This is a genomic window from Massilia phyllosphaerae (genome assembly GCF_034659755.1).
GTDB classification, from domain to species: domain Bacteria; phylum Pseudomonadota; class Gammaproteobacteria; order Burkholderiales; family Burkholderiaceae_D; genus Telluria; species Telluria phyllosphaerae.
Window position 1 is genome coordinate 1099357 of the sequence record NZ_JAXSQX010000001.1, and the last position, 16540, is coordinate 1115896.

18 protein-coding genes are annotated in these 16540 nt (G+C 65.6%); 10 read left to right on the forward strand and 8 right to left on the reverse strand.

Going from position 1 to position 16540, the window contains the following annotated elements; all coding sequences use genetic code 11:
- The first annotated feature begins 213 nt into the window (after nucleotides 1-213).
- Entirely contained in the window at nucleotides 214-636 is a 423-nt protein-coding gene (locus tag U1H99_RS04845; RefSeq protein ID WP_323141214.1) for a VOC family protein, read from the forward strand.
- Here U1H99_RS04845 and U1H99_RS04850 read toward each other — a convergent pair.
- The gene (locus U1H99_RS04850; RefSeq protein ID WP_323140608.1) at nucleotides 624-1544 is read right to left on the reverse strand and encodes an NAD(P)/FAD-dependent oxidoreductase; all 921 of its coding nucleotides are present in this window, start codon (nucleotides 1542-1544) and stop codon (nucleotides 624-626) included. The two genes, U1H99_RS04845 and U1H99_RS04850, sit on opposite strands and share 13 nt — an antisense overlap.
- Complete coding sequence (locus tag U1H99_RS04855; protein WP_323140609.1) at nucleotides 1534-1983, reverse strand: Rrf2 family transcriptional regulator; 450 nt, start codon at nucleotides 1981-1983, stop codon at nucleotides 1534-1536. The genes U1H99_RS04850 and U1H99_RS04855 overlap by 11 nt, the downstream gene beginning before the upstream one ends.
- Before the next feature lie 209 nt (nucleotides 1984-2192).
- Here U1H99_RS04855 and U1H99_RS04860 point away from each other — a divergent pair, with 209 nt between their 5' ends.
- Nucleotides 2193-2687: a hypothetical protein gene (locus U1H99_RS04860; RefSeq protein WP_323140610.1), complete on the forward strand. Its 495-nt coding sequence runs from the start codon at nucleotides 2193-2195 to the stop codon at nucleotides 2685-2687.
- Nucleotides 2688-2735: 48 nt separating this feature from the next.
- On the opposite strand, the gene bdcA is transcribed toward U1H99_RS04860, so the two are convergent.
- Nucleotides 2736-3449 carry an SDR family oxidoreductase gene (bdcA, locus tag U1H99_RS04865; RefSeq protein ID WP_323140611.1) on the reverse strand — a complete coding sequence of 238 codons (714 nt, stop codon included), beginning with the start codon at nucleotides 3447-3449 and terminating at the stop codon, nucleotides 2736-2738.
- A 73-nt stretch (nucleotides 3450-3522) separates the two neighbouring features.
- On the opposite strand from bdcA, the gene U1H99_RS04870 reads away from it, so the two are divergent.
- The 3 genes from U1H99_RS04870 to U1H99_RS04880 all read left to right on the forward strand — a co-directional run bounded on the left by U1H99_RS04870 (nucleotide 3523) and on the right by U1H99_RS04880 (nucleotide 6315).
- Nucleotides 3523-4137, forward strand: a complete 615-nt coding sequence (locus tag U1H99_RS04870) for a TetR/AcrR family transcriptional regulator (protein ID WP_323140612.1) — start codon at nucleotides 3523-3525, stop codon at nucleotides 4135-4137.
- Between the two features lie 62 nt (nucleotides 4138-4199).
- Nucleotides 4200-4910: a translesion DNA synthesis-associated protein ImuA gene (gene imuA / locus U1H99_RS04875; protein WP_323140613.1), complete on the forward strand. Its 711-nt coding sequence runs from the start codon at nucleotides 4200-4202 to the stop codon at nucleotides 4908-4910.
- A complete protein-coding gene (locus tag U1H99_RS04880) occupies nucleotides 4840-6315 on the forward strand; it encodes a Y-family DNA polymerase (protein ID WP_323140614.1) in 1476 nt (491 codons plus the stop codon). The genes imuA and U1H99_RS04880 overlap by 71 nt, the downstream gene beginning before the upstream one ends.
- 37 nt (nucleotides 6316-6352) lie before the next feature.
- On the opposite strand, the gene U1H99_RS04885 is transcribed toward U1H99_RS04880, so the two are convergent.
- Complete coding sequence (locus U1H99_RS04885; RefSeq protein ID WP_323140615.1) at nucleotides 6353-7186, reverse strand: SGNH/GDSL hydrolase family protein; 834 nt, start codon at nucleotides 7184-7186, stop codon at nucleotides 6353-6355.
- Nucleotides 7187-7292: 106 nt separating this feature from the next.
- Between U1H99_RS04885 and U1H99_RS04890 the strand changes: the two genes are divergently transcribed.
- Nucleotides 7293-8051 carry an alpha/beta hydrolase family protein gene (locus U1H99_RS04890; RefSeq protein WP_323140616.1) on the forward strand — a complete coding sequence of 253 codons (759 nt, stop codon included), beginning with the start codon at nucleotides 7293-7295 and terminating at the stop codon, nucleotides 8049-8051.
- Here the strand turns inward: U1H99_RS04890 and U1H99_RS04895 are convergent.
- Both U1H99_RS04895 and U1H99_RS04900 read right to left on the reverse strand, forming a co-directional pair.
- Nucleotides 8048-10846: a diguanylate cyclase domain-containing protein gene (locus U1H99_RS04895; RefSeq protein ID WP_323140617.1), complete on the reverse strand. Its 2799-nt coding sequence runs from the start codon at nucleotides 10844-10846 to the stop codon at nucleotides 8048-8050. The genes U1H99_RS04890 and U1H99_RS04895 overlap by 4 nt on opposite strands.
- A gap of 216 nt (nucleotides 10847-11062) precedes the next feature.
- A complete protein-coding gene (locus U1H99_RS04900) occupies nucleotides 11063-11542 on the reverse strand; it encodes a GNAT family N-acetyltransferase (RefSeq protein ID WP_323140618.1) in 480 nt (159 codons plus the stop codon).
- A gap of 85 nt (nucleotides 11543-11627) precedes the next feature.
- Here U1H99_RS04900 and U1H99_RS04905 point away from each other — a divergent pair, with 85 nt between their 5' ends.
- A complete protein-coding gene (locus U1H99_RS04905; protein ID WP_323140619.1) occupies nucleotides 11628-12263 on the forward strand; it encodes a CatA-like O-acetyltransferase in 636 nt (211 codons plus the stop codon).
- On the opposite strand, the gene U1H99_RS04910 is transcribed toward U1H99_RS04905, so the two are convergent.
- A complete protein-coding gene (locus tag U1H99_RS04910) occupies nucleotides 12253-13146 on the reverse strand; it encodes a LysR family transcriptional regulator (protein WP_323140620.1) in 894 nt (297 codons plus the stop codon). The genes U1H99_RS04905 and U1H99_RS04910 overlap by 11 nt on opposite strands.
- Nucleotides 13147-13263: 117 nt before the next feature.
- Here U1H99_RS04910 and U1H99_RS04915 point away from each other — a divergent pair, with 117 nt between their 5' ends.
- The 3 genes from U1H99_RS04915 (at nucleotide 13264) to U1H99_RS04925 (ending at nucleotide 14875) form a co-directional block, all read left to right on the forward strand.
- A complete protein-coding gene (locus U1H99_RS04915) occupies nucleotides 13264-14133 on the forward strand; it encodes an SDR family oxidoreductase (RefSeq protein WP_323140621.1) in 870 nt (289 codons plus the stop codon).
- Between the two features lie 29 nt (nucleotides 14134-14162).
- On the forward strand, nucleotides 14163-14636 hold the full coding sequence (locus tag U1H99_RS04920) for an AtaL-like protein (RefSeq protein ID WP_323140622.1): 474 nt from the start codon (nucleotides 14163-14165) through the stop codon (nucleotides 14634-14636).
- 101 nt (nucleotides 14637-14737) lie between these two features.
- Nucleotides 14738-14875, forward strand: coding sequence for a hypothetical protein (locus tag U1H99_RS04925; protein ID WP_323140623.1), 138 nt, complete (start codon nucleotides 14738-14740; stop codon nucleotides 14873-14875).
- On the opposite strand, the gene U1H99_RS04930 is transcribed toward U1H99_RS04925, so the two are convergent.
- A complete protein-coding gene (locus U1H99_RS04930; protein WP_323140624.1) occupies nucleotides 14870-16339 on the reverse strand; it encodes a dienelactone hydrolase family protein in 1470 nt (489 codons plus the stop codon). The two genes, U1H99_RS04925 and U1H99_RS04930, sit on opposite strands and share 6 nt — an antisense overlap.
- Between the last annotated feature and the right edge of the window lie 201 nt (nucleotides 16340-16540).

Sequence of the window (16540 nt, forward strand, 5' to 3'; positions counted from 1 at the left end):
GGCTCCGTGGAAGGGCAGGGCAGGCGTCATTGTTGAGAAAGTAAAGGCAGATGACGTGATTATTTCATTTTTCGCAGGCAAACGACGCATAGGGCCGGCTGGCCGCTTGGTAGCTGCTCATGATTCTTTGCGCAAGCTTGTCGATTCATGCAACCATCGTTCGTCGTCAGGATGCAGGGCCATCATTCAATCCACGTTCAACATGGGGATATCATGAACAAGCAGATCATCGTCAATCTTCCGGTCAAGGACCTGGAAAAATCCAAAGCCTTCTTTTCCGCGCTCGGTTTCAGTTTCAATCCGCAATTCAGCAACGACAGCGCGGCATTCATGAACATCGTCGACGGCACCATCCATGCCATGCTGACGACCGAACCGTTTTTCCGGTCCCTGATCGACAAGCCGCTGGTGCAGGCGAAGGAAGCCAACGAGGTCGTCATCTGCCTGAGCTGCGAGAGCCGCGAGGAAGTGGACAGCCTGATCGCGAAGGCCAGCGCCGCTGGCGCCCGCATTCCGCATCCGCCCGAGGACCACGGTTTCATGTACGACCAGGGCTTCGAGGACATCGATGGTCACCTCTGGAACCTGGTCTGGACGCAGCAGGCTGACGGTCAGGGCAGCAGTCAGGCCGCGTGATGCAGCTCGGCAATCAGCGACCTGTGCGCCGCGACGCCGGCCATGGCACCCTCCGCGACCGCGAACGCCACGTTGCCTGTGGCCCGCGCCAGGTCGCCACAGCAGAACACGCCGGGCACGCTGGTCGCCTGTTGCGCATCCGTGGTCACGAATGCGCCGACCGGGCCATCCTCGAACGCGCAGCCGAGCTGGAAAGCGAGGGGGCTGGCGCTGTGCGTGCGCGACGCCACGAACAGTCCCGCCATCGGCAGGCGCCGGCCGTCTGCCAGCACGACGTCGGCGGCGCCGTCGATGCGCGCGACCGGCGTGCTTTCCACGCTCACGCCGCGCCGGTCGAGGGCCGCCAGCTGGTTCGCATCCGGCTCGAACGTGCCGTTCAGCAGGAAGGTGACGCGGCCCCAGTCCGGCAGCATCAGCGCGTGATGCATTGATAGCTCGCCGACCGCCAGCACGCCGATCTCGCCTTCGTCCAGCTCGTAGCCATGGCAGTAGGGGCAGTGGAAAACGCTCTTGCCCCAACGTTCCTGCAACCCGTCCACCGACGGCAGCGTGTCGACCACGCCAGTGGCCAGGACCAGGCGCTGGCCGCTCACGCTGCCGCCGTCGCCCAGCGTGATGCGGAAACCCTCGCCATCGGCGGTGGCGGCGATGGCGGTGTCGTTGGCCCAGGCGACGGTGGGATAGGCTTGCAGCTGGGCGCGGCCATCGGCCGCGATGGCCGCCGCTTCGCTGCCGTCCTGGGTAAGGAAACCATGCGAGCGATGGGCGTAGCGGTTGCGGCGCCGGTTGGCATCGATGACCAGCACGCGGCAGCGCGCACGCGCCAGCTGCAGCGCCGCCGACAGGCCGGCATAGCTGCCGCCGACGACGATGACGTCGAATTCCGCATTCCCGGATCTATTGTTCATGGTGTCCTCCTCGGTGTTGGGCGTACTGTGCATTGAAGCGCTCGGAAAGTTCGGCGAGCGTGACGTTCGACAACCGTTCGATCAGCAGCGCTTCGGCTTCCTCGAAAGCGCTCGCAAGCGACTGGTTGACGGCCTGCTCGACCAAGCATTCCGGGTTCTCGACCCGGTTGCCCATCGCAAACACGGCCGGCGACCCGACCGCTTCGTAGATGTCGCGCAGGGTCACCTGGCGCAGGTCGGCCGTCACGACCCAGCCGCCGCCATGCCCCTTGCCCGAGCCGACGTAGCCGCGCTCGCGCAGGCCGGCGAGCGTGCGGCGCACCAGCACTGGATTGGTGTGCAGGAAACCCGCAAGCTCCTCCGACGTCAGCGGCCTGGCGCTGTGGGCCATGTGCAGGAGGAGGTGCAGGATCGAAGATAGCTTACTGTCTCGTCTCATGTAACTTATGATAGTACAAAAAACGCGGCGTGTGGGAAGTTTGCTGCTGACTTATCGGGCGCGGTCGACGTTATGAAGTATGTAAGTATGTGTCAGCCGCGTAAGCGTTTGTAAATTCGGTCAACAGGCGCTGCGGTGGGCGCGTTTCATGAGCAAGTGATACGCAACAACGTTCACATATACCGATAAACAGCAGAGGACCCTTGATCATGAAAAAAACCATCGCCGTCGTCATCGCCAGCCTGCTCGCCACCGCTGCCTTTGCGCAGACTTCTGCCCCGGCCGACGCCAAGACCTCGAAGCCGGCCACCAAGCAGGCTGTGCTGGTCAACAATAACGACCTGAAGGCAACGAAAGCTGATACCAAGGCGGCACCTGTTGCCGCACCGGCAGCGCAAGCGGACGAGAAAAAGACGAGCGACGAGGCGAAGCCGGCAAAAGCGCAGGCCAAGCATGTGAAGACGAGCACCAAGCATGAGAAGAGCAAGGCCAAGCATGCCGCGAAGACCGACACGATGAAGGACTCGGACAAGGATAATCAGGACGCTCCAGCCGCGACGCCGGCACCGGATGCTGCTGCGGCACCGGCTGCAGCGCCGGCTGCCACGCCGATGCCGGCCGACACCCTGGCACCGGCTGCGACCATGACGCCGGTACCGGACGCTGCCGCCACCCCGGTACCCGCCGCGCCGGTATCCCAGTAAGACTGCCGTTTCAATGACAAAAAAGCCCGCGCGATGCGGGCTTTTCTGTCAGGCGCCGAATGCGCCGTCGATCGTGTGCATCGCCCCGGTCACGAAGCCCGCTTCCGGTCCGGCCAGCCAGGCCACCATGGCCGCGACCTCTTCAGGACGGCCGTGGCGCTTGATCGCCATGAAGCTGTGCATCAGGTCCTTCATGGGGCCGTCTTCCGGATTGGCGTCGGTGTCGATCGGTCCCGGCTGGACGATGTTGATCGTGATGCCGCGCGGTCCGAAATCGCGTGCCAGCCCGCGCGCCAGTCCCTGGAGCGCCGATTTGCTCAAGGCATAGGACGCCATGCCGGGCAGGGGCATGCGGTCACCGTTGACCGATCCGATCACGATGATGCGGCCACCGGCGGGCATCTGCCGCGCCGCTTCGACCGAAGCGTGGTACGGCGCATGGACATTGATAAGGAACAGCCGGTCGACCGCGTCCGGGTCCTGCTCCAGCGCATCGCCGAAAATGGCAATGCCCGAGTTGACGACCAGGACGTCCAGTGGGCCGCTGTCACGGACGCGGGCGATGACCGCATCCCGGTCCGCGCTGTCGGTCACGAATGCCGTGCTCCCGGCTTCCGCGGCAATGCGCTGGGCCGCTTCCGGCGAGCCCGAATAAGTGAACGCCACCTTGGCGCCGTCTGCGGCAAAGCGACGCACGATCGCCGCGCCGATCCCCCGGCTACCGCCGAGCACCAGCACCTTCTTGTCAGCAAAATCCGTCATGATCCCTCCCTTTCGGTTAATGTAGTGCATGCTACAATAAGCACTAGACCTCCTGTCAAGCATTTTTGTAACCATGACTACAAATATATCTTCCGCACGCGGCCGTCCGCGCCGATTCAACCCCGAAGAAGCGGTCGTCACCGCGCAGCGCCTGTTCCACGAGAGGGGTTACGACGCGGTGAGCGTTGCCGACCTGACCAAGGCGCTGGGCATCAACCCGCCCAGCTTCTACGCGGCCTTCGGCAGCAAGGCCGGGCTGTATGCGCGGATCCTCGATCGTTATGCGGAAACCGGTGCCATTCCCTTGACGCGGATTTTCAGCGCCGGGCGGCCGCTGGCCGAATCGCTTGCAGAGGTGCTGGTGGAGGCGGCACGCCACTACGCCGCCGATCCCGGCGCCACCGGCTGCATGGTGCTGGAGGGAACGCGCAGCAACGATCCGGAAGCCCGTGAAGCCGCCTGCGGCTACCATGTGGCTGCGCAAGATCTGATTCGGGAACACATCGCTGCGCGCTACCCGCAGGAGGCGGATCGCCTGGCGGATTTCGTCTCCACCACCATAGCCGGGCTGTCGGCCAGCGCGCGCCATGGCCAAAGCCTGGAGCGCCTGCTGGCCACTGCGCGGCTGGCCGGCCTGGCGATTGCGCAGGCGCTGCCTCTGGACACCGCGCACGATTCCAAAAGATAAATCTTGCCAAAATCAGATGAGACGTATACTGTATAAACATACAGTATTTCCTTGCGTCACATATGATTTGCTCAGATTCCACGTCTGTTGCGCCGGAATCCTTGCACCCGTCGCTCTGGCGCGCCTCGCAACTGGCGCGCTCCAGCACGCGCTGCATCGATACCGGCCATCCCGCACTGTCGGCCCAGTTGCCCGGCGGCGGCTGGCCGACCGGTTCGCTGGTCGACCTGCTGATCCAGCAGCCCGGCATTGGCGAGATGCGCCTGCTGCGCCCGGCGCTGGCCGAGGTCGCCAGGCGCCGCATCGTGCTGCTGCAGCCGCCGCATCCGCCACAGGCGCTGGCGCTGGCCGCGCTCGGCGTGCCACCCTCGCAATTGCTCTGGCTGCGCGCCGGCCAGACCGCGGATGCGCTGTGGGCCGCCGAGCAGGTGCTGCGCAGCGGTAGCTGCGGTGCGCTGCTGTTCTGGCAGAACCATGCGCGCGCCGACAGCCTGCGCCGTCTGCATCTCGCCGCCCAGGCCGGCGAGACCCTGTTCTTCCTGATGCGGCCGCTGGCGGCGGGCCAGGATGCCTCGCCGGCGCCGCTGCGCCTGGCGCTGCGGCCGCAGGCCGGCGGGGTCGAGATCGATTTCGTCAAACGCCGGGGACCGACGCGCGATGCGTCGCTGTTTCTGCCACTCACTTCTCACCTGGTACAACGCCATGCGCCTGTGGATCGCACTGCACCTGCCCCGGTTGCCGCTCGAGGTCTTCGCTCCGAGCTGGTGCACTGACAGCGGCAGCGTCGTGCTCGATCAGGAGCGCGTGCTGGTCGCATCCACCTGCGCGCGCGACGCCGGCGTGCAAATCGGGATGCGCCGCGGCGGCGTGCTGATGCTGCTGCCCGACGCCCAGATCCACGAGCGCGAGCTGGCGCTGGAAGACGGTGCGCGCCAGGCGGTGGCATTGACGCTGCTGCAGTACACGCCGCAGGTGGCCGAGGACGAGGAATCGACCCTGATCATGGATGTCGGCGCCAGCCTGACCCTGTTCGGCGGCATCCACGCGCTGTGCGCGCGCGTGCGCGAGAACGTGCGCGCGCTCGGTTTTACCGTGTCGCTGGCGGCGTCGCCGACCGCGCGCGGCGCCTGGCTGCTGGCGCGCGCCAATGCCGGGCGCGCGGTGCGGATGGAATCGCTGGTGCGGCGCCTGGACCGCCTGGCCGTGCTGCTGGCGCCGCCGGCACGCGCCTATGCGGCCTGGTTCGACGGCATCGGCTGCACCACGCTGGGCGAGCTGCGCCGGCTGCCGCGGCCCGGCCTGCAGCGGCGCTGCGGCGGCGCGCTGCTCGACCTGCTCGACGCCGCCTACGGCCTGGCGCCCGAACTCTACGAATGGATCGCGCCGCCGGAGACCTTTCATGCGCGCCTCGAACTGTTCGACCGCATCGACGATGCCGAACTGCTGCTGGCCGGCGCGCGGCGCCTGCTGCTGCAGCTGGTCGGCTGGCTGTGTGGACGCCAGCTGGCGGTGGAACGCATCACGCTCAAGCTAGAACACGAGCGGGGCAGGGTGGCGCGCCCGCCGACCTGTATCGATGTGGCGCTGGCCGAACCGGCCTGGCGCGACGAGCACCTGGTGCGCCTGCTCAAGGAGCGCCTGGCCAAGACGGTGCTGGACGCGCCGGTGATCGGCCTGGGACTGGAAGCGGTGCAGGTGCAGCCGATGGCGCCGCCCAGCGAGTCGCTGTTCCCCGAGCCGGGCGGCACCGAGGACGACCGCATGCGCATGCTGGAACTGGTGGCCGCGCGCCTGGGCGCCGACAACGTGCTGCAGCCTTTGCTGAAAGCCGATTACCGTCCCGAACAGGCCAATGCCTGGGTGCCGGTGCAGCACAAGGTGGCCGACAAGGCACGCGAAGCGCGCATGCCGCCCGACGTGATGGCGCTGCCGCGTCCGACCTGGCTGCTGGCCAAGCCGATCGCACTGCTGATGCGCAACCACCGGCCGTTCTACGGTTCGCCCTTGCGCATGACGTCGAATCCGGAGCGCATCGAGGCCGGCTGGTGGAACGGGCCGCAGACGCGCGATTACTTCATCGCGGAAGGGCAGGACCACACTTTGTACTGGGTGTACCGCGAGCGCATCGGGGCCGACGATGCCGAACCGCGCTGGTTCCTGCACGGCTTGTTCGGCTGAAGGCCCGCTGCGCAGGACGTATCGCAGTTACTTATATTCACTGCGCCTGTTGCCCCAGGATGGCATCGAAGGCCGCCGCGATACCATCCATGCCCGCCTGGTTCGGGTGGTAGGCCACCGGCGCCGGCCAGCCTGGCTCGCGCGCCGGGCGATAGCCGGTGACGTAAGGCTCGGCCGCACAGATGGCATGCTGCGCGCCGATCGCGGCCGCATGGATCACGTCGATGCGGTGGCGGGCCGCGGCCTGCTCGAAAGCGTCGGTGAGGCGGGCGGTGGTGTCGCGCATGCGCCGCGCGTCGGCCGGCGCCAGCGGCAGGGCCGCGCAGGTGCCGGGATCGGCCGCCGCCACCGCGGGCAGGTAGCCGACCAGCACGATGCGTGCCTTGGGCGCGCGCCGGCGGACCGCGTCCACGACCCGGTCCAGCGCCGCCGGCAGGTCGGCCAGGCGGCGATCCACGCCGGCGTCGTCGACCACCTGGCAGGTGCTGCCGCCCGCGGCGCGGCAGGACAGGCCGAACAGGTTGCCGACATAGGCGATGTCGTTGCCGCCGATGAGGATCGAGACCAGGCGCGTGTCCGGCGTCACCGCCTCGACCTGGGGCGCAAAGCCATGCTGTCCGTGCGCCAGGATATTGTCGGTCGTCGCGCCCGAGCAGGCGACGTCCACCAGGTCCAGGTGGTGGCGGGCGGCGACCGTCCTGGCGTAGTTGGACAGCGAACGATCGCAGCCGCGGCTGGCCGCATCGCGCGTGCCGACGCCCGGTCCCGCCGCATACGAACTGCCCATCGACACGTAGCGCGCGCCTTGCGCCGCGGCGTCGGCCATGACGATGCCGAGCAGCAGGGCAGCGGCGCCAAACAATTTGTTCATCGGGTCTCCATGTTCTGGTCACAGGCGTCCTATTCTACCGGCCCGGCGCTTGCACGGATCGCCGCCACGGTGCAGAGTAGCGCCATCTTCACCATGGCAATCCAAGATGCTCACCGAACGTATTGACTTCCAGGGCCCGCACGGCAAGCTGTCGGCCAAGCTCGACGCCCCCGACGGCACGCCTCGCGCCTATGGCGTGTTCGCCCACTGCTTCACCTGCAGCAAGGACGTGCTGGCCGCAACCCGCGTTTCGCAGGGCCTGGCCGAACTCGGCGTGGCCATGCTGCGCTTCGATTTCGCCGGCCTCGGCAACAGCGCCGGCGATTTCGCCGACACCAATTTCTCGTCCAACGTGGACGACCTGGTGGCCGCCGCCGACTTCCTGCGCGAGCGCTTCAAGGCGCCGGCGCTGCTGGTCGGCCACAGCATGGGCGGCACCGCGGTGCTGGCCGCAAGCCACCGGATTCCGGAATCGAAGGCGGTGGTGACGATCGCCTCGCCGAGCGATCCGCAGTACGTGGTGAATAAACTGTTTGCCGAGCACCTCGACACCATTGCCAAGCTGGGCGAAGCGCGCGTGCGCCTGGCCGGCCGCAATTTCAACATCCGCCAGCACTTCGTCGACGACGCTATCGGGCACGGGCTGCACGACCGGATCGCCAACCTGGACCGCGCACTGCTGGTGATGCACGCGCCGCAGGACGACACCGTCGACAAGTCGAACGCCAGCCGCATCTTCGAGCTGGCCCGGCATCCGAAGAGCTATGTATCGCTGGACGGGATGGATCACCTGCTCACGGGCAGGGAAGATGCGGCCTACGTGGCCGGGCTGATTGCGGCCTGGAGCGCGCGCTATATAAGTTAAGCGCGCATGTCCTTGACCGCAAACCGGCCGCGGCCCTGGCGCTTTGCCCTATAGAGCGCCTGGTCCGCTTCGTTGCTCAGTGCCGGGATGTCGATCGGCCAGTCGGCGGCATAGGCGACGCCGATGCTGGTCGATACCCTGCGCTCGCCGCCCTCGAGCACGAAGGGACGCTCGAACGCTTTCAGGATCTTGGCCGCGACCAGTGACGCTTCCTCGACCGTCTTCAGCCTCTCGAGAATGACCGTGAACTCGTCGCCGGCCAGGCGGCAGACCGTGTCCGTGATCCGTACCGACGATTTCACACGCTGTGCAAATTCGGTCAGCACGGCGTCGCCCGCGGCATGCCCGAGGGTATCGTTGACCTGTTTGAAATGGTCGACGTCGAGGAACATCAGGGCGAGCGCGTGGCCGCTCCGCTGGGCGCGCTGCACCGCTTCCGCCAGCCGTTCGTCATAGCTGCGGCGGTTCGGCAAGCCGGTCAGGGTATCGGTCCGGGCCATCCGGTTCAGCATGTCCTGGTGCTGTTTCGCTTCCGAGATGTCCGAACTCAGCACGTAGGTCCCGACACACTCGCCATCCTGCATATCCGGAATGCCTACGACCTCGACCGTCTTGGTGCCATCCGGTCCCGCCACTTCGGCTTCGAAACGGATGGCCTGTCCGCCGAGGTTCTGGCGCAGGAAGGGCTGGTCGCGCAGGTACATCTCTTCGCCGAACACATCCTTCACGGTCTTGCCGATCATGTCTACCGGCGCAATGCCATACCACTTTTTGTAGGTGCCGTTTGCAAACTGGTAGCGTTCGGCACGATCGATATAGGCAATCAGGACCGGCAGGTTATCCGTGATGGTGCGCAAGCGCCGTTCGCTCGCTTCCAGGCGGCGTGCGGATTCCTTCAGTGCCGTGACATCCTTGAGTGCGATGACGGCGCCGATATTCGTGCCGTCCCCGGCGTGCAGTGCGCGTCCGCTGGCCAGCAGGTAGCGCGCCGGCGCCTGTTTCGGCTTGACCACCAGCTCGATGTTTTCGAGCAGCTCGCCCTCCATTGCCCGCAACAGGGGAATCTGTTCTTCGCGCATCTGGGTCCGGCCGTCCGGCATGAACAAGTCATAGTGGCTGGCCCATTGTTCCTGCGGGACCTGGGCCAGCGGAAGACCGTGGATCTCGCGCGCGGCCCGATTGAATACGCTGATCGCGCCCTCGCGCGAGCAGACCACTACGCCGACATCGATCGAATCGAGGACGGCGTCGAGCAGTTCACGTTCGCGCGCGAGTTCGTCCTTGATGCGCTTTCTGACCGAGATATCCTGGATGAAGGTGCCGAAAAAGTGGGTGTCGCCGGCGTTGATCAGGCCAATCGTCATCTCCACCGGAAACTCGTCGCCATCGTGGCGCATGGCAAACAACTGAAGCCGCTTGCCGACGACATCGGAACTGCCGGAAACCGAAAAGCGCTGCATCCCATTGTCATGGGCTTCGCGGAACCGTGGGGGAATGATGGTTTCCGTGACGGTCCGGCCGAGCGCCTCTTCCCGCGTCCAGCCGAAGATTTCCTCGGCGCGCGGATTCCAGTCGGTGATCCTGCCCTGCGCATCGACGCCGACGAAGGCATCCAGCGCGGTATCGATGATCGCCTTGACCCGCTGCTCGCCCTTGCGGGTTTCTTCGACCGCCTGGTGCAGCTCGATCGTGCGTTCCAGCACGCGCGCCTCCAGCGTGGCGTTGAGTTCGCGCAATCCCTGTTCGTTCAGCCGTACCTTGCCCAGCAGCGCGTTGAGTGCGCTCTGCAGGATCTGCACTTCCGCAAGGCGGCTGCGTATCGGGGGAATGGCGTGCGCATTGCCGGCCTGGAGCTCCTCGGCATGGCGCGTGATGGTGCGCAGGGGCCGCGTGATGTCTCTTGCCAGCGCCCAGACCAGCAGCGATACCAGCGCTGCGCCGCCGAGGCCGCTCCACAGGATCTTGTCCTTCAAGGCCTCGACCGGCTGGTAAGCCTCGTCGAGCGGTTGCCGGACCAGCACCGTCCAGCCGAGTCCCGGATACGAGCGATGACCCAGGCTGCGGCTGTATCCCACCAAATAGCGCTTGCCGTCGGGCCATGTTTCGATCTGCGCACCGTTGCCCCCGCGCTGCGCGCGCTGCAGGCTGTCCTGGTGCAGTACCTTGTCCGCATATTCCTTCGGCCCGAGCAGGACGGCACCGCCTTTGCTCAGGATGAGCGTGTCGACGCCTTTGCGCTCGGCCAGCGGGCGCAGCACCGAGCGTTCCACATCGGCGGCCCATTGCCAGCTCAGATGGGTACCCAGTACCCCGGCAATGGTCCCGTCTTTTCCATAGTAGGGAAAGGCGATATCGAAGAAACGCTTGGGCTCGCCGCGCGGGTTCGGCAAATACCTGGCGAGCAAGACCGCTTCATGCACGTCATGCAGGTAATTATCCTGGTAGGCCGCAGTGAACCAGGGACGGCGCGAGACATCGGCCCCTTCCAGCAAGTGCTTGGTCGCGACTTTGACTTTGCCGGCGTTATCGGTCAGGCCGATCCAGGCATAGTAGGGGTGGGTGTCCTGCATGCTGTCGAGCACTGCGCGCTTGGTCTCGGCGGGCACGGCCGGATCGGTGATCTCATGCCGCTCCGCCATCAGTTTGACTTCGCGGTAGCGCTCGTACACGCCGCGGTCGAGCTTGTCCGTGGTCTGGAACGCAAGCTCGGCCAGACTGTCGCCGATCTCCTGTTCGGCCTGCTTTGTCAGCGTGTGCCCAACGAGTTGCAGCGTTGCAAAGGTAAGAAGGAGCATGACCCCGGCCACAGTGGCGGCCAACAACGGGGCAAGGGCGATACGGTCGAAGCGGAAGCGAAGAAGCATGGATCAGGAAACGAGGACAAAAATGTTGCCTTGGGAGCATAACATGAGCCGTGTCCTTACCATTCGGTGGTTGTTTCCTCGGCTATGAATATACACCTGCGCGGTCAAATGTGTCGCGCAATGTAAACGTTATTTACATTTTGCTTACTAAACAAAGCATGACATTTTCTGCACCCGGATGGCCGGGTGGCTCGCCAGCGGCTCCCATTCGTCGATGAAGACGAAGCCCTGGTTCAGGTAGAAGCGCGCCGCGCGCGCATTCTCCGGTGCCACGTCCAGCACGATGCGGTGGTGGCCGCGTTCGCGGGCATGCGCCTTGACCGCATCGACCAGTTGCCGTGCCGCGCCCGCGCCGCACTGCTCCGGCACGACCCACATGCCGATCAGGTTGTAATGGCCCTGGCCATCCACGGCGCCCCCGATCATGCCGATCGGCTTGCCGCCGTCATCGAAGGCCAGCCAGAATGCCGTGCCGCCCACTGCCGCACGTTCGCGCCATTCGGCCTCGGTGTAGGCGGCGGCCGTCCGGTGGCTTACGCCGAAGGCGGTCGGGGCGTCGAGCAGGGCGGCCAGACGGATGGATTTGAGGGTTTCCCAATCGGCTTCGCAGGTCGGTCGAATGATCATGAATGCATGCTGGATAGATAATGAGACATGCTCGCATGAAACCTGGCTATGCGACAATCTCGCTAATAATGAGGAGACATGTTTCATGCAGAATTTTGAACGGCGGCGCGACCGATTCGACTTTTTCGACCGCATGCAAAGCCCGGCGGTCAACCTGTGCTTCCGCATGGACCTGCCGGACTTCCGGCCCTGGTGCAAGGCGCAGGGCCTCGCGCCTTTCCACGTGCTGCTGTGCGCCGTGCTGCGCGCGGTGCTGCAGGTCGAGAATTTCCGCTACCGCGTGCTGGACGGCGAGGTGATCATGATCGACCGCCTGCACCCATCCTTCACGGTCGTGAACCAGCATTTCGACCTGAACCTGGCCTACTTCGACTGGTCCGACGACGTGCGCGAATTCGTCGCCCGCGGCCAGGCGGCGCGCGAGGAAGCGTCCGGCATGCTCGACATGGACATGCAATACGGCGACTTGTCGCCACGCGCGGCCAAGGAGCGGGTGTTCGTCACCTGCATGCCGTGGCTGGATTTCACGGCGATCCAGCATCCGATGGCCTCGCTGGCCACGCCCGACATCCCGTCGCTGGCCTGGGGCAAGTTCCGCGACGGGCCGGACGGCCTGCAGCTGCCGTTCTCGGTGCAGGCCCACCACGGCTTCGTCGACGGCTATCACATCCACCAGTTCGCGCAGCAGGTCGCGCGCGAGCTGGACGCGATCATGATGTGATGTAGGCGGCCAGCTCTTCCGACGTCCCCAGCGGGAAGGCCGCCTTCAAAAATTCGAGGAAGGCCGACACGCGCGCACTCAGCAGCCGCCGTGACGGGTACAGCGCCCACAGCGCGATCTCCGGCCCCTCGACCTCGCCCCACTGCGCAAGCCGGCCGTGCGCCAGGTCGTGGCTGACCAGCGAGACCGGCAGGCGTCCGGCACCGACGCCGGCGCGCACCGCATCGCGCACCATCACCAATGACGACAGGCCCAGCACCGGCTCGACCGCGATGCGGGACGGGCCGGCCGGCGTGCGCATGGCCCAGGTGGCGCTGCGGTCGGCGGCGCCGCGCACGACGGCCGGCACCGGCGTGCCGTCCTCGGGCCGCGCCAGGCCCGGGCTGGCCACCACCAGCAGCCGGTCGCGCACGAAAATGCGCCCGACCAGGCTCTCGTCCGGATCCGGATTGACCCGGATCACCAGGTCGATACCTTCCTCGACCATGTCGACCGCCCGGTCCTCGGTCGTTACTTCCAGCCGCACTTCCGGATAGGCCAGCGCGAAGCCGGCCGCCAGTTTTCCCATCGCGATCTGCGAGAACAGCATCGGCGCGCTGATGCGCAGGCGGCCGCGTGGCCGGGCGCCGCCCGAGGCGATCTCCGCCGCCGTCTGGTCGACTTCGGTGAGCAGGGCGGCGGTGCGCTCGTACAGCGCGCGGCCTTCCTCGGTCAGCTTCAGGGTGCGCGCGCCGCGCTCGAGCAGGCGCAGGCCGAGATCGGCTTCCAGTTCGGCCACCCGGCGCGACAGCGTCGCTTTCGGCCGCCCAGTGGCACGCGCGGCACTGCCGAAGCCGCCATGGCGGGCGACCAGGTTGAAGTCGGTGAGGGCGAGGAGATCCATATGTTCCGTATGTGTTCCATCAGCGAGACAGTATGTCCAACTATACCGTCTATCGGTCCAGCTGTGGGATGACTACCATGAACTCGTCGTCAACCACATAACCCAACGGAGCACATCATGACCATCCTCGTTACCGGTGCCACCGGCACCATCGGCCGCAACGTCGTCGAACAACTCGTCAAGCGCGGCGCCAGCGTGCGTGCCCTGGTGCGCGATCCGGCCAAGGCCGACTTTCCAAACGGTGTCGACGTCGTCAAGGGCGACCTGCTCGACGTCGATTCGCTGCGCAGCGCCTTCTCGGGCGTCTCGACACTGTTCCTGCTGAACGCCGTGGTGCCCGACGAATTCACCCAGGCGCTGATCGCCCTCAACACCGCCCGCGAAGCCGGCGTCGACCGCCTGGTTTACCTGTCGGTGATCCACAGCGACCTGTACGTGAACGTGCCGCACTTCGCCGGCAAGTACGGCGTCGAACGCATGATCGAGCGCATGGGTTTCAGCGCCACCATCCTGCGCCCGGCTTATTTCATCAGCAATGACGTGACCGTCAAGGACGTCGTGCTCGGCTACGGCGTGTACCCGATGCCGATCGGCGCCAAGGGGCTGGCGATGGTCGACGTGCGCGACATCGGCGAGATCGCGGCCATCGAGCTGATCCACCGCAAGAATGCCACCCGGCCATTGCAGCTCGAACGCATCAACCTGGTCGGCCCGGACACCCTGACCGGCACGGACGTGGCCGCGATCTGGTCGGACGTGTTGCAGCGCCCGGTCGCCTACGGCGGCGACGACACCGCGGCTTTCGAGCAGAACCTGCGCAACTTCATGCCCGGCTGGATGGCCTACGACATGCGCCTGATGAGCGAGCGTTTTCTTTCCGACGGCATGGTGCCCGAAGCCGGCGACGTCGCCCGCCTGACCGCGATGCTGGGCCGGCCGCTGCGTTCGTATCGCGAGTTCGCCGCCGGCATCGCCGCTTCGCTTTGAATCCAGCTTCATCGACAAGGAGAGACATCATGATCTATTCGACTGCCATCGTCCCGGTCAACCCGGAAGGCGCGACCCCGCTGACCCGCGCCCAGGCCTGGGCCGGCCTGGTGCGCAAAGCCCGCGACGCCCGCGCATTCCTGCCGCCTGGCCTGTGCACCCGTTGCGAGGTCGTGCAAGAGAGCGCGACCCACATCGTGCGCGAAGCCACCATCGGCGGCCAGGACCTGCGCGAGATCATCGTCTTCGAGCCGGAGACCAAGGTGTCCTTCTTCCAGGCGACCGGGCCGCGTGAAGGGGTGATCGTCAACGAACTGTTCGAGGATGCGGACGGAGCACTGCAGCTGCGCTTCTACTGCTATACCGGCTTGCGCGGCAAGCAGCCGGGCGGACCGGAGGAGCAAGCCGAGCAGGCGTGGATGGACAGCGAGAAGGGGTATAAAAGCGCCTTGCTGTCGACCTTGACACGGACGCGCGAGCTGCTGAGGGATGGCAAGCTTTGACCGGTACGCGCCGCACGGCCGGGGAGCCGGTGCGGCGCGTGCGTTCCTGATCACCCGGAGCGGGTACACTCACTCAACGATAAACGCATCGAGGAAAAACCATGAAAGATGTCAAAGTGGATGTGCGCGTGAATGTAGGTGTCGACATGGCAGGCGTGGTGTTGCTGCTTGCTTCCGCGGCGATGGCGATGTTTTTCTACAAGCAGAACAAGCAGGAAAAGACAGCGCTGCCATCATGACTTCGGACCGCCCGCCTGCAAGAGCTTGAGCCGCGCAATGGCGTTGACCTGGTTCTTGTCCATTGCAACCGCCTTTTCGTAGGCCGCGATCGCCGCTGCGGTGTCACCGAGTGCCTCATGCGCCTCGCCTTCGCTGTCGTAGGCATTGACGTATTTCGGTTCGATATACGTCGCCAGCCTGAACAGTTCCACCGCGCCCCGCGCATTCTTCGCCTGCAGCAGCTGATAGCCCAGGGTATTCAGCCTCGAGGGACTGAGCTTGAAGTCGGGAGACTGCGCGGACATCCGCTTGTACATCGTCTGCGCATCCTGGTAGCCGGCTGTCGAGAAAGCGCGCAGGAAGTCGCCTTCGCCCAGGAGCGTGGCAGTGGCAGGGTGAAACTCCATCGACATCACTTGCGGGCCGATGCCGTGCCGCGCCGGCGACTGCTTCAGGAAGGCCAGGGCGGCGGCATCGTTTTTCAGGTAGGCATCCAGGAATTCGCGTGCATACAGCGCCACGCTGCGGTAAGCCTGCAGCACCTCGGCCCGCCCGTAGTCGCCAAACGCGCCGGCCGCGGCAAAACGCAGGTTCATCGCACTGAAGTCCCTGTGCAGCATCGGCGGCGCCGTCGTGACGTAGACGTCCGAGTAGCGCATGGTGTTGATGTAGCTCGCGCCCAGTTTGTCGTCCCGCTCCATCGTTTCGGCCGTCGGCGTGCGGGCGCCCAGGAACAGCAGCGGCACGGCGGTCCGCGCCGGCCGCACGTAGGTGGCCGCACCCCAGATCTTCGGATGAAAGCGGATCGAGCCGTCGAGGCTCACCAGCGCCTTGAAACGGCTCGAGCGTGCCGCCGCGAATACATTCGCCATGCCACCCCAGCTGTAGCCTGCCGCGGCCATTTTCGTGACGTCGGCCTGCGGCAGCGTTTGCGCATAGTTGGCGAGGAAGGCGATATCGCTGGCCTGCGCCTCGATACCGTCGATGTCGTCGGTCATCATGGCCGAACGCGCGCCCAGGCTGCGGCTGGCGATCACCACATAACCATGGCTGGCCAGGTATTCGCACAGGTCCAGGTTTTCGTGCGCAAACGAGGCAAAGCTGGGCGCATAGATCACCACCGGATATTTGCCGTCCACAGGCGCGGCATCGCGCACGGCGAGCGTGCCGGCGCCAAACTGGGCTTTCCTGGGACTGGCCATCCAGCCCGCCCGCTGCTTCGCGACCTCGGCGCCGGACACGCTGAAATCGACATCGCTCAAACTGGTCTGGTGATAGTCGGCCACCTGCATGGACACCGCACCGGTGCGCTTGGCCGGATACCAGACGAGGGTCTGGATCGGGCGCCCGGGTCCGGCATTGCCGGTCTTCCCGAACGCATCGACCGGCGCTTCCAGCACGCGGCTGTAGTCATACTGCTGAACGACTTTGAAACCGACGGCATGCGGGCCGGGGGCAGGCATCATCTCGAGTGAGCCGGCCATGGGAGCGGCTGCCTGGGCACTGCCTGCGATAACGAGGACGATCAGAAAAGAACGGAGGCGCATGGGCATATCCCGCTGTCAGTTTGGATACTGAACAATAACCTTCATGCTTTTTGGCTGACCCGGCTGTGCGACAGGCTGTCGAAATGTGGGCATGAGTGTGCTGGTAGACCAAGTGGACTGTTGCAGCGCAATCGAGCC